This is a genomic window from Qipengyuania gaetbuli (assembly GCF_020524765.1).
Classification (GTDB): domain Bacteria; phylum Pseudomonadota; class Alphaproteobacteria; order Sphingomonadales; family Sphingomonadaceae; genus Qipengyuania; species Qipengyuania gaetbuli_A.
Genome location: NZ_JAIVLR010000002.1, coordinates 455,670 through 469,204 on the forward strand (window position 1 = coordinate 455,670; position 13,535 = coordinate 469,204).

The 13,535-nt window shown below is 64.8% G+C and carries 13 protein-coding genes; 7 read left to right on the plus strand and 6 right to left on the minus strand.

Translation table 11 applies throughout. The features are described 5' to 3' along the window. Positions 1 to 3 precede the first annotated feature (3 nt). A complete protein-coding gene (gene putP / locus LC083_RS10665; protein ID WP_226700370.1) occupies positions 4 to 1,482 on the minus strand; it encodes a sodium/proline symporter PutP in 1,479 nt (492 codons plus the stop codon). A gap of 134 nt (positions 1,483 to 1,616) precedes the next feature. Between putP and LC083_RS10670 the strand changes: the two genes are divergently transcribed. Then, positions 1,617 to 2,393, plus strand: a complete 777-nt coding sequence (locus LC083_RS10670) for an SDR family NAD(P)-dependent oxidoreductase (protein WP_226700371.1) — start codon at positions 1,617 to 1,619, stop codon at positions 2,391 to 2,393. Between the two features lie 12 nt (positions 2,394 to 2,405). Here LC083_RS10670 and typA read toward each other — a convergent pair whose 3' ends face one another. After that, positions 2,406 to 4,226, minus strand: coding sequence for a translational GTPase TypA (gene typA / locus LC083_RS10675; protein ID WP_226700372.1), 1,821 nt, complete (start codon positions 4,224 to 4,226; stop codon positions 2,406 to 2,408). A 67-nt stretch (positions 4,227 to 4,293) separates the two neighbouring features. Next, complete coding sequence (locus tag LC083_RS10680) at positions 4,294 to 4,494, minus strand: hypothetical protein (RefSeq protein WP_226700373.1); 201 nt, start codon at positions 4,492 to 4,494, stop codon at positions 4,294 to 4,296. On the opposite strand from LC083_RS10680, the gene LC083_RS10685 reads away from it, so the two are divergent. Continuing rightward, positions 4,484 to 7,153 (plus strand): TonB-dependent receptor, encoded by a 2,670-nt coding sequence (locus tag LC083_RS10685; protein ID WP_226700374.1) that lies wholly within the window; start codon positions 4,484 to 4,486, stop codon positions 7,151 to 7,153. The two genes, LC083_RS10680 and LC083_RS10685, sit on opposite strands and share 11 nt — an antisense overlap. Positions 7,154 to 7,277: 124 nt before the next feature. After that, positions 7,278 to 7,760: a DUF805 domain-containing protein gene (locus LC083_RS10690; protein WP_226700375.1), complete on the plus strand. Its 483-nt coding sequence runs from the start codon at positions 7,278 to 7,280 to the stop codon at positions 7,758 to 7,760. Here the strand turns inward: LC083_RS10690 and LC083_RS10695 are convergent. Then, positions 7,757 to 10,264, minus strand: a complete 2,508-nt coding sequence (locus LC083_RS10695) for an ABC transporter permease (protein ID WP_226700376.1) — start codon at positions 10,262 to 10,264, stop codon at positions 7,757 to 7,759. The two genes, LC083_RS10690 and LC083_RS10695, sit on opposite strands and share 4 nt — an antisense overlap. Then, the gene (locus LC083_RS10700; RefSeq protein WP_160606311.1) at positions 10,261 to 10,965 is read right to left on the minus strand and encodes an ABC transporter ATP-binding protein; all 705 of its coding nucleotides are present in this window, start codon (positions 10,963 to 10,965) and stop codon (positions 10,261 to 10,263) included. Before LC083_RS10700 ends, LC083_RS10695 begins: the two co-directional genes overlap by 4 nt. 47 nt (positions 10,966 to 11,012) lie before the next feature. Between LC083_RS10700 and LC083_RS10705 the strand changes: the two genes are divergently transcribed. Next, complete coding sequence (locus LC083_RS10705; protein WP_226700377.1) at positions 11,013 to 11,714, plus strand: arylesterase; 702 nt, start codon at positions 11,013 to 11,015, stop codon at positions 11,712 to 11,714. Here LC083_RS10705 and recF read toward each other — a convergent pair. Beyond that, positions 11,711 to 12,787 carry a DNA replication/repair protein RecF gene (recF, locus tag LC083_RS10710; protein WP_226700797.1) on the minus strand — a complete coding sequence of 359 codons (1,077 nt, stop codon included), beginning with the start codon at positions 12,785 to 12,787 and terminating at the stop codon, positions 11,711 to 11,713. The two genes, LC083_RS10705 and recF, sit on opposite strands and share 4 nt — an antisense overlap. A 227-nt stretch (positions 12,788 to 13,014) precedes the next feature. On the opposite strand from recF, the gene LC083_RS10715 reads away from it, so the two are divergent. The 3 genes from LC083_RS10715 to LC083_RS10725 are packed head-to-tail and all read left to right on the plus strand — an operon-like array spanning position 13,015 to position 13,501. Continuing rightward, positions 13,015 to 13,134, plus strand: a complete 120-nt coding sequence (locus tag LC083_RS10715) for a recombination protein F (protein ID WP_160606313.1) — start codon at positions 13,015 to 13,017, stop codon at positions 13,132 to 13,134. A gap of 32 nt (positions 13,135 to 13,166) precedes the next feature. Beyond that, positions 13,167 to 13,286 (plus strand): recombination protein F, encoded by a 120-nt coding sequence (locus LC083_RS10720; protein ID WP_160606314.1) that lies wholly within the window; start codon positions 13,167 to 13,169, stop codon positions 13,284 to 13,286. Beyond that, complete coding sequence (locus LC083_RS10725) at positions 13,283 to 13,501, plus strand: PspC domain-containing protein (RefSeq protein ID WP_226700378.1); 219 nt, start codon at positions 13,283 to 13,285, stop codon at positions 13,499 to 13,501. Before LC083_RS10720 ends, LC083_RS10725 begins: the two co-directional genes overlap by 4 nt. The last annotated feature ends 34 nt before the right edge of the window (positions 13,502 to 13,535 follow it).

Below are 13,535 nucleotides of genomic sequence, written 5' to 3' on the forward strand. Positions count from 1 at the left end.
TCGTCAGGCCGCCGCCTGCTCGCCTTCCGGCGCCGTCGCCTTGCTGACCAGCCAGATGGCGAGCCATGCCGCAATGAAGCCCGGCACGATTTCATACAGGCCGCCGTCGAAACCGGGAAGCTGCGCATTCCAGCCCAGCGCAATCCACGCCGTGACCACCGCCGCGCCGGTGACGAGACCCGCCACGGCGCCTGAGCCCGTCATGCGGTCCCAGGTCAGCGACAGGATGATGAGCGGACCGAAGGCCGCGCCGAAGCCTGCCCAGGCATTGGACACGAGGCCCAGCACCTGGCTTTCGGGGTCGCGCGCGATCCAGATTGCCGCCAGTGCTACCAGCGCTACGCAGATGCGGCCGACATTGACGCTCTCGCGCTCGCCCGCCTCCTTGCGGAAGAACAGCTTGTAGAAATCCTCCGTCAGCGACGAGGAGGCGACCAGCAATTGCGAGCTGATCGTCGACATGATCGCGGCCAGCAGCGCTGCCAACAGGAAGCCGGTGACCAGCGGGTGGAACAGCAGGTTTGCAAGGACGATGAAGATCGTTTCCGGATCGTCGATCACCAGCCCGTTACGCTCGACATAGGCGCGGCCCGCGATGCCGATGCCGATCGCCCCGATCAGCGCGACGCCCATCCAGGTCATGCCGATATTGCGCGCGGTTTTGACCTCTTCCACCGAGCGGACGGCCATGAAGCGCACGATGATGTGCGGCTGGCCGAAATAGCCGAGACCCCAGGTCACCGCGCTGATGAAGCCAAGGACGGTGAGGCCCTGCGTCAGGCTGAGGAAGCCCTCGACCGGCACCTTCGTCAATGATCCGCCCGCGCTGCCGCCGGGACCGAACATGATCACGAGCGGCATGATGACGAGCGCGGTCACCATTATGAGGCCCTGCACGAAATCGGTCAGGCTGACGGCGAGGAAACCGCCGACCATGGTATAGGCCAGCACGACCAGGCAGGTGATCCAGATGCCGAGCATGTAATCGCTCATCCCCACATCGGGCAGCAGGCCGGCAAAGCTCGTCTCGAACAGCTTGCCGCCGCCGACGAGGCCGGCGGCCGTGTAGACGGAGAAGAAGACCACCACGATCAGCGCGGAAATGACGCGCAATGCGACCGCCTTGTCTGGGAAGCGATTGGCGAGGAATTCGGGAATGGTCAGGGCATTGCCGAGGTCCTGCGTCTGCTTGCGCAAGCGCGGCGCGACGATCAGCCAGTTGAAATAGGCGCCCACGAACAGGCCGATCCCGATCCATGCCTCGACGAGCCCTGCAGCATAAAGTGCGCCGGGCAGGCCGAGCAGCAGCCAGCCGCTCATGTCGGATGCGCCCGCGGACAGCGCCGCCACCGATGGCGGGAGGTTGCGTCCGGCGAGAAGATATCCCTCGCTCGTGTCGGTCGAACGCCGCCAGGCCCACAGGCCGATGGCAAGCATCAGGATGAAGTAGAGGGCGAGAGAAATCAGTGTTCCAGTTTGCATGGCGCGGGAGGTAACAAATGCAACCGGTGCTGGCTAGGGAACCGTGTCGGCAGCCCTCAGCACCGCTTGAGGCTTGGCGTGATGCCGCTTCGCCTCTAGCACCATGCGCAATCAGCCAGAGAGGAACCCGCCATATGACCCAGCCCGCACGCTTTACCGGCAAGACTGTCATCGTCACCGGCTCGTCGATGGGGATAGGCGAAGCTATCGCCCGGCGCTTTCATGCGGAGGGCGCCAATGTCGTCCTCAATTCGCGAAAGGCCGAGGACTGCGAAAAGGTCGCAGCATCGCTGGGCGGTGAGCGGGTGCTCGTAGCTGCGGGTGACGTGTCTTCTTCCGCCTTCGCCAGGGAGATGGTCGAGAAGACGGTGGCGGCCTTCGGCGGCATCGATGTACTGGTGAACAATGCCGGCGTCGGACGTGCCGGGCGCCTGAGCGATGCATCGGACGAGTTCATCGACACGATCATCGACATCAACCTCAAGGGCATCCTCTACCTGACGCGCGAGGCTTTTCCCCACCTGCTGGCGGCCAAGGGCAATGTGATCAATATCTCGAGCGTGTCGGGCCTCGGCGGCGACTGGGGGCTGGGCGTCTACAACGCTTCCAAGGGCGGGGTGTGCAACCTCACCCGTGCAATGGCGCTGGAATTCGGCAGCCAGGGCGTGCGCGCCAATGCCGTGTGCCCGTCCATGACGCGCTCGGACATGACCACGGGCGTGACCGAGAACGAGGGCGCGATGAAGGTGCTGCGCAACCGCATGCCGCTCGGCCGCGCAGCCGAGCCCGACGAGATCGCCGGGCCCGTGCTCTTTCTCGCGAGCGAGGATGCCGTGTTCGTCAACGGCGTGAACCTGCCGGTCGACGGCGGGATCACGGCGTCGAACGGTCAGCCGAATTTCTTCGGCTGACCTGCGCCAGACTTAGCCCTGCGCGGCGCGCTTGGCGCGCTTGCGCTCGTGCGGGTCGAGGATCGCTTTGCGCAGGCGGATGCTTTCCGGCGTCACTTCGACCATTTCGTCGTCGTCGATATAGGCGATCGCCTGTTCGAGCGTCATGACGCGCGGCGGAGTGAGGCGGATAGCATCGTCCTTGCCGGTCGAACGGAAGTTCGTCAGCTGCTTCGACTTCATCGGGTTCACTTCGAGATCGTCCGGCTTGGCGTTTTCGCCGATGATCATGCCTTCGTAGATCTTCGCGCCGCCACGGATGAACAGCTCGCCGCGTTCTTCCAGCGCGTTGAGCGCGTAGGGAACGGCTTCACCCGGGACCATCGAGATGAGGACGCCGTTCTGGCGGCCTTCGATGGGGCCACGATAGGTGTCGTACTTCTCGAACAGGCGGTTCATGATGCCCGTGCCGCGCGTGTCGGACAGGAATTCGCCGTGATAGCCGATGAGGCCGCGCGAGGGGGCGGAGAAGGTGATACGGGTCTTGCCCGAACCCGAGGGGCGCATCTCGGTCAGCTCTGCCTTGCGGCGCTGCATCTTTTCCACGACCGTGCCGGAGTGTTCGTCGTCGACGTCGATGACGACCGTCTCGAACGGCTCCATGCGCTGGCCGTTTTCTTCACGGAACAGCACGCGCGGGCGGCTGATGCCGAGTTCGAAGCCTTCGCGGCGCATCGTTTCGATGAGCACGCCCAGCTGCAGTTCGCCGCGACCGGCGACTTCGAAGCTGTCCTTATCCGCGCTCTCGGTGATGCGGATGGCAACATTCGTTTCCGCCTCGCGGTAGAGACGGTCGCGGATCATGCGGCTCGTCACCTTGCTGCCTTCGCGGCCTGCGAGCGGGCTGTCATTGACAGCAAAGCGCATGGCCAGCGTCGGCGGGTCGATCGGCTGCGCTTCGATGGGCGTCTTCACGCTGGGATCGGCGATGGTGTTGGCAACGGTCGCCTTCTCAAGGCCGGCGAGGGCGATGATGTCGCCCGCCTGCGCGCTGTCGACCGGCACGCGGTCGAGGCCGTCGAACGACAGCAGCTTGGTGGCGCGGCCGACTTCAAGGACGTTGCCCTGCGCATCGAGCGCGTGGATCGGGTCGTTGAGCTTGATCGTGCCCGACTGGACGCGGCCCGTGAGCACGCGGCCCATGAAGTTGTCGCGGTCGAGCAGGGTGGCGAGGAAGCTGAACGGTGCATCGACATCGAGGCCGGGAGCCGGAACGTGGTCGACGATCAGCTTGAACAACGGCTCGAGATCGCCCGAACGCGCGGTTTCGTCGTCGCTGGCATAGCCGTCGCGGCCCGAGGCCCACAGGCTCGGGAAGTCGAGCTGCTCGTCATTCGCGTCGAGCGAGGCGAAGAGGTCGAACACTTCGTCCAGCACTTCCTGCGGGCGCGCGTCGCCGCGGTCGATTTTGTTGACGACCACGATCGGGCGCAGGCCGAGGCCCAGCGCTTTGCCGGTGACGAACTTGGTCTGCGGCATCGGGCCTTCGGCGCTATCGACCAGCAGGATGACGCCGTCGACCATGCTGAGGATACGCTCGACCTCGGCGCCGAAGTCGGCGTGACCGGGCGTATCGACGATGTTGATGCGCGTGCCGTTCCATTCGACGCTGGTGCACTTGGCGAGAATCGTGATCCCGCGTTCCTTTTCCAGGTCGTTCGAGTCCATCGCACGCTCTTCGATCCGCTGGTTTTCGCGGAAAGTGCCGGACTGGCGGAAGAGCTGGTCGACGAGCGTGGTCTTGCCGTGGTCGACGTGGGCGATGATCGCCACGTTGCGGAGGTCGCGGGACATTGATGTGCTTTCTTATGGGTGTCGTTGCGGCGGCACGGATTCGGCCTGCGCCAATTCGTGCGCGCCCCTAGCCGAGATGGTGCATTGCGGCAAGCATCGCGAACTGTTGCGTGAATGGCACACAGAGCATCGCGCTGCGAATAGACCTGCCTAAATGCTTGTCGCAAAACGGGCTGGACAATAATTCGGCGCCAGCCTGCGTGATTTTGGGGACTGCGCGGCAGACCAGAACACGTTCTTGAGAGAGGATATACTCGATGAATTTCATTCGTACCGGCCGCAAGACGGCCGTTCGTACCGCCCTGCTGGCAGGTGCCGCAGCACTCGCGCTGCCCGGCGCCGCCTTCGCGCAGGACGCCGATGCTGACGAAGACGTCGCAGCCGAAGAAGAAGCCGACAGCAATGTCATCATCGTTACCGCCACCAAGCGCGAACAGACGCTGCAGGAAATCCCTGTCGCCGTCAGCGTCACTACTGCCGAAACGATCGAGCGCGCGCAGATCCGCGACCTCGGCGACCTGCAGACCCAGGTTCCCTCGCTTCGCGTGAACCAGCTGCAGAGCTCGGCCAACACCAACTTCCTCATCCGCGGCTTCGGCAACGGCGCGAACAATGCCGGTATCGAACCGTCGGTCGGCGTCTTCGTGGACGGCGTCTATCGCAGCCGTACCGCCTCGCAGATCACCGACCTGCCCGACGTGCAGCGTATCGAAGTCCTGCGTGGTCCCCAGTCGACCCTGTTCGGCAAGAACGCCAGCGCCGGCGTCATCTCGATCGTTACCAAGGAACCGCAATTCGACTTCGGCGGCGCGGTCGAGCTGAGCTACGGCAATTACAACGCGATCGTGGGCAAGGGCTATGTCACCGGCCCGCTGTCCGAAAACTTCGCCTTCAGCCTTGCTGGCGGCATCAACAAGCGCGACGGTTACCTGACCGACATCGGCACCGGCAACGACGTCAACAACCGCGACCGTTGGTTCGGCCGCGGCCAGCTGCTGTTCGATAACGCCGATGCCCTCAAGGTCCGCATCATTGCCGATTACGACAAGATCGACGAGAACTGCTGCGGCGTCATCAACCTTCAGCAGAGCGCCGCAACGCAGGCGATCTTCGCGCTGGGCGGCCAAGTTAGCGATGCGAACGATCCCTTCGCCGACATCGTCTCTGTGAACTTCGATTCCAGCAACGACATCGAGAACAAGGGCATTTCGGGCCAGATCGATTACGATCTTGGTGCCGTTACCCTGACCTCGATCACGGCCTATCGCGAAAGCGACCTCGCCACCGACCAGGATTCGGACTTCACCACCACCGACCTGATCGGTCGCAACTTCGCCGACACCGGCCTCGAAACCTTCACGCAGGAACTGCGCGTTTCGGGTGAAATCGGCGACCGTCTCGGCTTCCTGCTCGGCGCGTTCTATTTCAACGAAAGCATCGAGCAGACCAACCAGCTGTTCTACGGCCAGGACTTCCGTGAATACGCGAACCTCCTGATCGCTCCGCAGCTGGCAGCACTTGGCCCGAACGACTTCGCGATCCTCGACCTTGAAGCGACCATCGGCGCGCTGACCGGCCGCAACCTCATCGGCCAGTTCTTCGCTCCGGGCACCGGCCTGACCGAAGCCTACACTCTCGACAACGAAGCGCTGTCGCTGTTCGGCCAGCTCGACTTCGAAATCACCGACGGCCTGACCCTGACGCTGGGCGCCAACTGGACGAAGGACGACAAGGAAATCACCACCAACGTGATCTCCAACGACGTCTTCTCGGGCCTCGACCTGGTCGGCGTGGGCAACACCGCCATCTTCGCACAGGGCCTTGCTACGCAGGTCGGCTCGCTGCTGATGCTTGGCCGCCCCGCAACGCAGGCGGAAATCGGTGCATTTGCCGCCGGCAACCCGGCTGCCTTCGCGCAGGTTTCGGCAGGCGTGCAGGCTTTTGCCGATGCGAACGACACCAACCCGGCGGTGAACCCGCTGCTGGCTCTCCAGCCGCTGCAGTTCCTGCCGCCCTTCCTCAACGTTCCGAACGCGGTGGAAGACGGCACGACCGGCGACGACGACTGGAGCTGGACCGCACGCCTGGCTTACGACGTGTCGCCCTCGCTCAACATGTATGTGAGCTATGCGACCGGCTTCAAGGCGAGCTCGTTCAACCTGTCGCGCGACAGCCGTCCGCTGCAGAGCGACCTGCCGGCCATCATCGCAGCCGGTATCAACCCGGTGAACCTGTCGACCGGTTCGCGTTTCGCGGGTCCGGAAGAAACCGAGGTCATCGAGCTCGGTTTCAAGGGTAACTGGGACTACGCCTCGGCCAACCTCACGTTCTTCAACCAGAAGATCGATGGCTTCCAGTCGAACATCTTCACCGGCACGGGCTTCGCGCTGGCGAACGCCGGTCTGCAGGAAACCTTCGGTGTGGAATTCGACGGTAACGTCCGTCCGACCGACGACCTGACCTTCACCGTCGCCTTTACCTACCTCGACCCCGAATACGTGAGCTTCACCGATAGCTCGATCGGCGATCTTTCGGGCCGTATGGTTGCAGGCATCTCGCAGCTCTCCGCGAGCTTCGGCATGCTCTACGACAAGGAAGTGAACGATGCGGGCGATCGCATCATCTTCGCGACCAACTACTACTACGAAGCGCCCGTCCAGGTCGCTGACGGCCTGCCGGGCTTCGTCAGCGGCGGCCAGGAAGCTGCCTTCGCAGCCGCCCGTCCGTTCCGCCGTGAAGTGGACGAGCTGTCGGCCAGCCTGACCTATGCCTTCGACATGGGTCTCGAACTCAGCATCTGGGGCCGCAACCTGCTCGACGACCGTTACATCACGACGATCTTCGACTCGGTCGCCCAGTCGCGGTCGATCTCGGGCTATCCGAACCAGCCGCGCACCTACGGCGCTGCGGTGAAGTACAAGTTCTAAATACAATCCATTCGGATACACAATTGAAAGGGGGCGTTCTCGCCCCCCTTTCTTTTTGCCCAAATGAAAAACGATTTTTTTACTCGTGAATTTGTATTTCCACCGAATTCTGGAGGGGAATACAATGGAATACATGCTTCTTCCTTACGCCCGGTTCTTCGAATTCAGCGGCAGATCAACCCGGATGGAATACTGGATGTTCACGCTATTCTTCTGCGTGGTCATGCTGGTGATCCTGATTGCGGGCGGTGCTTTCGATTCCTTCCTGTTTGACCAGGCCTATGTGGAACCGGACCTCGAATCTGCCGGACTTGGCCTGCTGGTCTTCGGCCTGTTCCTGCTGGTTTCGCTGATCCCCATGCTCGCATTGACGATCCGGCGTTTCCACGATGTCGGATTGTCGGGCTGGCTGTATCTCGTCCTCGCGCTGCTCTCGCTTGTCCCGTTCGTTGGCTGGCTGGCATCGATCGGGATTTTCGTGATCACCGTGCTGCCGAGCGATCGGAGCGACAACCAGTGGGGCGACAATCCCCACGGGCTGGGCCTCGACCATCGTTATGGCCTGCGCGAGGAGTATCGCGCCGGGAAGGGCGTGCGGTACCGCTAGAGCGCGCGCAGCGCCTGCGCCGGCTTGGCGCGGAGCAGCGGCAGCGAGGCACCGACCGCAAAGGCGATCACGACCGCTAGGCCGAGGCCGAGAACGGCAAGGATTTCGCCCCAGTCGGGCAGCCAGTCGAATTCGAACAGCTGGGTGATGACCAGCCATGCGGTCAGGCTGCCGAGGCCGAGTGCTACCAGCGCCAGCGCTCCTGCCAGCAGGCCGTATTCGATCAGCTGCATGGTCAGTACCTGCCGCCGGTCGGCGCCAAGGACACGCAGCACGACCGTGTCGTAGGTGCGCGATGCCCGTGCCGCAGCGATGGCGCCTAGCAGCACGGCAAGCCCGGCAAGGACCGCGACGCTCGCCGCTGCCAGGGTGGCCAGGCCGACCTGTTCGAGGATCGTGCGCGCCTGCTGCAACACGCCGCCCACCTCGATGACCGAACTCGACGGGAATTCGCGTACCAGCGTCTGCAGCAACGGGCCGGTCGGCGTGCCTTCGCGCAGTTCGACAGTCGCGGCGAGATTGTGCGGCGTGTCGCGCAGGGCATTGGGGCTGAGCACGAAGACGTAGTTGAAACCCATGCTCTCCCAGTCGATCCGGCGGGTATTGGCGATCCGTGCATTAACTTCGACGCCGAGCACGCCGAAGGTCAGATAGTCGCCGATTTCGAGGCCGGCCGCCCGGGCAAATTCTTCGTCGATGGATACCAGCGGCTCGCCGTCGTACATCTGGCCCCACCATTCGCCGTCGGTCACCGAATTGCCGTCCGGCACCGTTTCCGAATAGGTCAGTCCGCGTTCGCCGCGCAGCGCCCAGGCCCCGTCGGGAATTTCTTCCAGCGTGGCCGTGCGGGTCATGTTGTCCTTCGCCCCGAAGGCGAGGACGGCTCCGCGCAGGGCGGGGACGGTGCGGATCTTCGCTTCCGGGTCCGTCTCGTGGACCAGGGCGTGGAACTGCGCCTCGCTCTCGCGCGGGATGTCGAGCACGAAATAGTCGGGCGCCTGCGCCGGAACGCGCTTCTCGATATTGCCGTCGATGGCGCTCTGCACCGCCGCCAGGAGCACAAAGGCTGCCAGTCCGAAGCCGAGGGCGGTGACCAGCGCGCCGGTGCTGGAGCCCGGACGATGGATATTGGCAAGCGCCGCGCGGGCAACCGGGCTCGCCGGGCGGGGCAGGGCCGCAGCAACGGCGCGGATGGTCCAGCCGAGTGCCGCAAGCAGGCCAAGGACGACGGCCGCACCGGCAAGGAAGCCGCCCGATAGCATCGGTTGCTGCGCGGTGACGAGCGCCAGGCCCACGATCGCCGCAAGTCCTGCCAGCACTACCAGCAGTGCGGACTTGTCACGGGCTAGCGGAGCCACGCGGGCCCGCATGAGGGCCATCGCAGGAAAATGCCGCGCCCGCATCAGCGGCGGCGCGGCGAATACCAGCGCTACAAGCAGGCCGTAACTGGCCGCCAGCAGCAAAGCGCCGGCATCAAACACGAAACCCGTGTCGACCGGGAGCAAGCCCTCCAGCGCGGTCGCCAGGAGCGGCACGGCAGCAACGCCGACCGCGAGGCCCGCAAGGCTTCCCACCGCGGCGGCGGCCAGTATCTGCAAGGCGTAGATGCGCGCGATGTCGCTGCTGGTCGCGCCGAGGATCTTGAGCGTGGCGACCGACTGGCGGCGCGCATCGAGATAGGAGGAAACGCCCCCGCCGATGCCGATCCCGGCGATGACCAACGCGGCCAGCCCGACGAGGGTGAGGAACTCGCTCATGCGGCTGACGAACCGGTCTGTCCCGGGCGCTGCGCGATCGGCCGTGTCGATGTCGAAACCGGCTTCGGGGAAACGCGCCTTTAGCGCTTCCTCGGCAGCTTCGAGGTCGCGCTGGGCGTCGAAGGCGACGCGTGTCTTGCTCTGGTACATGGAGCCGGGCGCAAGCAGTCCTGCGCGCGTGGGCAGGTCTTCGGCGACGATGATTGTCGGGCCGAGCTGGAAGCCTTCGCCCAGACGGTCGGGCTCGTCCTCGATGATACCGGCGACCTGCAGCGTCTCGGTACCGATAAGGATGGTATCGCCTGCCGCGACGCCGAGCCGGTCGGCGGCTCCGGGGGCAAGGTAGGCCTCGTTCCCCTTTGGCGCGCCGGCAGTCCTGCCCCCGTCCAGCACCAGCGATCCGTAGAGCGGATAGCTGGCGTCGACTGCCTTCAGCTCGATAGGGGCGGCAATGTCGTCCTTGCGGGCCATGGCCTGCAGACGGGTGCCGGCGGATACCGTGCCCAGCTCCTCCAGCGCGGCGCGCTCCTCGTCATTGAGCGAGCGCTGCCACAACTCGATCTGGAGGTCGCCGCCGAGGAATTGCTGGCCGTTTGCGGCCAGTTCGCGCTCGATCGCGGCGGTCAGCGTGCCGATCGCGGCCAGCGCCGCCGTACCCAAGAAGATGCACACCAGCAGCAGGCGCAAACCCTTGAAGCGCGCGTTGAGGTCGCGCCGGGCAATCCGCCATGCCGTGCCCCAACTCATGCGCGCGCGGTCTTCCCGGCGGTGTCGCTGGCGATGCGCCCGTCACCGAGCGTGAGGACGCGGTCGCAGTGATCGGCGAGTTCCGGATCGTGCGTGATCACGAGCAGGGTCGCGCCCGTTTCGGCGCGCCGGGCGAACAGCAACTCCACGATCTCGTGGCCGGTCGCCGCATCGAGGTTGCCGGTCGGCTCGTCGGCGAAAATCAGGTCGGGGCGCGGCGCGATGGCTCGGGCGATGGCCACGCGCTGCTGTTCGCCGCCCGAAAGCTGCTGCGGGTAATGGTCGAGCCTGTGGCCGAGGCCCACTGCCTCCAGTTCCGCACGGGCGCGGGCCTGTGCGTCGGTGTCTCCTGCCAGTTCCATCGGCGTCGCCACGTTTTCGAGAGCGGTCATGGTGGGCAGCAGGTGGAAGGCCTGGAGGACGATGCCGATGCGGCCACGCCGGGCGCGGGCCAGCGCATCCTCATCTAGGGCAGCGAAATCCTGCCCTGCAACGCTCAGCGTGCCACTGGTCGCGCGTTCCAGGCCGGAGAGTACCGCCATGAGCGAACTCTTGCCCGAACCGGACGGGCCGAGCAGGGCCACCGTCTCGCCGCGGGCGATGGTGAGGTCGAGCCCCTTGAGGATTTCCACCGGCGCTTCGGCAGAGCCGAGAGTGAGGCGCAGGTCACGGGCGCAAATCGCGTCTTGAGAAGTCGTCACGCGGCTGCGATGGCAGAAGGCACCACAAGTCACAAGGAAGTCCGCCGATGGTCCTGCGTAGTTCGTCGATGCTCGCCGCCGCTCTTGCCCTCGTTGCCTGCGGGAGCGACGCCGATACGGCCGAGCGCGCGCCCGAAACCGCGGCGAGCGCCGAAGTCGCGGCACCGATCGAGGTCGCGGGGCCAGAACGCCACATCTTCGCGTTCGGCGACAGCCTTTTCGCAGGCTACGGCATCGGCCTTGAAAATAGCTATCCGGCCGATCTCGAAAGGGCTTTGCGCGAACGGGGCATCAATGCCCGCGTGACCAATGCTGCCGTGTCGGGAGAGACCAGCGCTGCCGGTGCCAAGCGCCTCGCCTTTGCGCTCGACAACCAGCCGGTGAAGCCCGACCTCGTCCTGCTGGAACTGGGTGGCAACGATATGCTGCGCGGCCTTTCGCCTGCCGAAACGCGCGCCAATTTCGAAAGCATGCTGGCCGAACTGAAGGGGCGAAACATCCCGGTTGTGCTGATGGGCATGCGTTCGCCGCCGAACTACGGCCCGGAATACCAGCAGGCCTTCGATGCGCTCTACCCCGACCTCGCCAGGCAGTATGGCGCGACGCTGATCCCCTTCTGGCTGGAGACGATCTACCAGGATCCCTCGCTGTTTCAGGACGACCGGATCCACCCGACGAACGAGGGTATCGACAAGCTGGTTGCTGCGACCGTCGAAGAGGTCGAGGCGGCTATCCCTCCTGCCGACTAGGCGCGCCGGATTTCGCCTGCGTCGACGCGCCAGACAGCGGCCTCGCCCGCGATGACGTCGAAGGGGGCAAGCTCTGTCCCCGTCATCCAGACCTGCGCGCCGCTGGCCGACAATTGGTCGAACAGCGCGGCACGGCGCACCGGGTCGAGGTGCGCAGCAACCTCGTCCAGCAACAGCACGCCTGCGCGCCCCTGCGCGGCAATGGCGGCATGGGCAAGAGTTATGGCGACCAGCATCGCCTTCTGTTCTCCGGTCGAGCTTTGCGCCGCAGGCACGCGCTTGGCCGCATGGACGACTTCCAACTCGTCACGGTGCGGGCCCGACAGGGTGCGCTGGGCTGCGCGATCGCGGCTGCGGTTCTCGAATAGCGCCTGCGAAAGGCTTTCGCTGCTGTCGGCACCGCCCGGCGCATAGGTCAGGGCAGGGCGCGCAAAGGGTTCGGCAGGCATATGCGCGATGCGAGCCATGAGTGTATCGACCAGCAGGCGGCGGCCCTGGATAAGCCGCCCGCCGTGCTCGACCATCTGCGCCTCGATCGCATCGAGCCACGCGCCATCGGGCGTGCGATCGTCCGACAGGAGCCGGTTCCGCTCGCGCAAGGCCGCCTCGTAGCGTGCCGCGTGGCTCGCATGGGCGGGATCGAGCGCGAGGGCCATGCGGTCCATGAAGCGCCGACGATCCGCGGCAGGGCCGGTGAACAGGCCGTCCATCGCCGGTGTCAGCCAGGTAAGCGCCAGCCATTCGCCGAGCGCGGTCGCCGTGCTCTCAGAGCCGTTGATACGCACCTTGCGCCTGCCGGGCGCATCGCTTTCGGTATAGGTGCCGAGCCGGACTGCCTCGCCGTCCTGCATCAGGTCCGCCCCGACGCCGAAGCCGGTCATGGCGGAATGCTCCACCATCTCCGCCAGCGCGGCGCGGCGCAGGCCGCGACCCGGGGCGAGGAGCGACAGGGCTTCGAGCACGTTCGTCTTGCCCGCGCCGTTTTCCCCCACGAGCAGGTTGAAGCGCGCGGTATCGCGCAGCTCCGAGGCCGTGTGGTTGCGGAAATGGGTGAGGGAAATGCGCTCGAGCATGGACTGCGCGAGGGTTAGCGTGCGCATCTCGCGACCGCCAGAAAAATGCCAATTCCAACAGTTGGTGAAATTTCCCAACCTTTCGGATTGATGAACGGCCGGTCAGCTTGCCGTTAAGTCAAGAATGGCGGATTTCTGCCATTTTTCGATTTTGGCACGCCCGTTGCAATGCTTGTCATGTCCCCCGGATGGTCCGGGAAACGACACGAATAAAAGGGAATTATACAATGTCCGTCTTCGATTTCGACAGCAGCAAGGCCTTCGCAGCAGTCTTCGCCCTCGGCCTTTCGGCTCTGAGCATGGCCTTCGCCATCATCCCCGCAACGCCCGCTGGCCTCGTCGCCTGATCAACCCAACTCCAATGCAAGGATCGATAGAAATGTTCGACAGTGAAAACTTCGGTGGCCGCCTTTTCGCCGCTGCCGCATCGCTGATGATCTCGGCGGCCTTTTTCGCCACTGCCATCGTCAACGCAACGCCGACCGGAGCCCTGGCATGAACGACCTCAAGTTCCGCAAAGACCAGCCCATCCGCGAAAGCCGCAGCTTCCGCCTGGATCGCCAGAACGGCAAGCTGATGGGTGTGTGCGCCGGCATCGGCCGCTACTTCGGGATCGACACCACGCTGGTTCGCGTGGGCTTCGTCCTGGGTACGCTGCTCGGCTTCGGCAGCTTCATCCTCGTCTACCTCGGCATCGCGCTGATTGCAGACTGACAGAGGACGCGGGGGCAATTCCGCGTCCTCAACC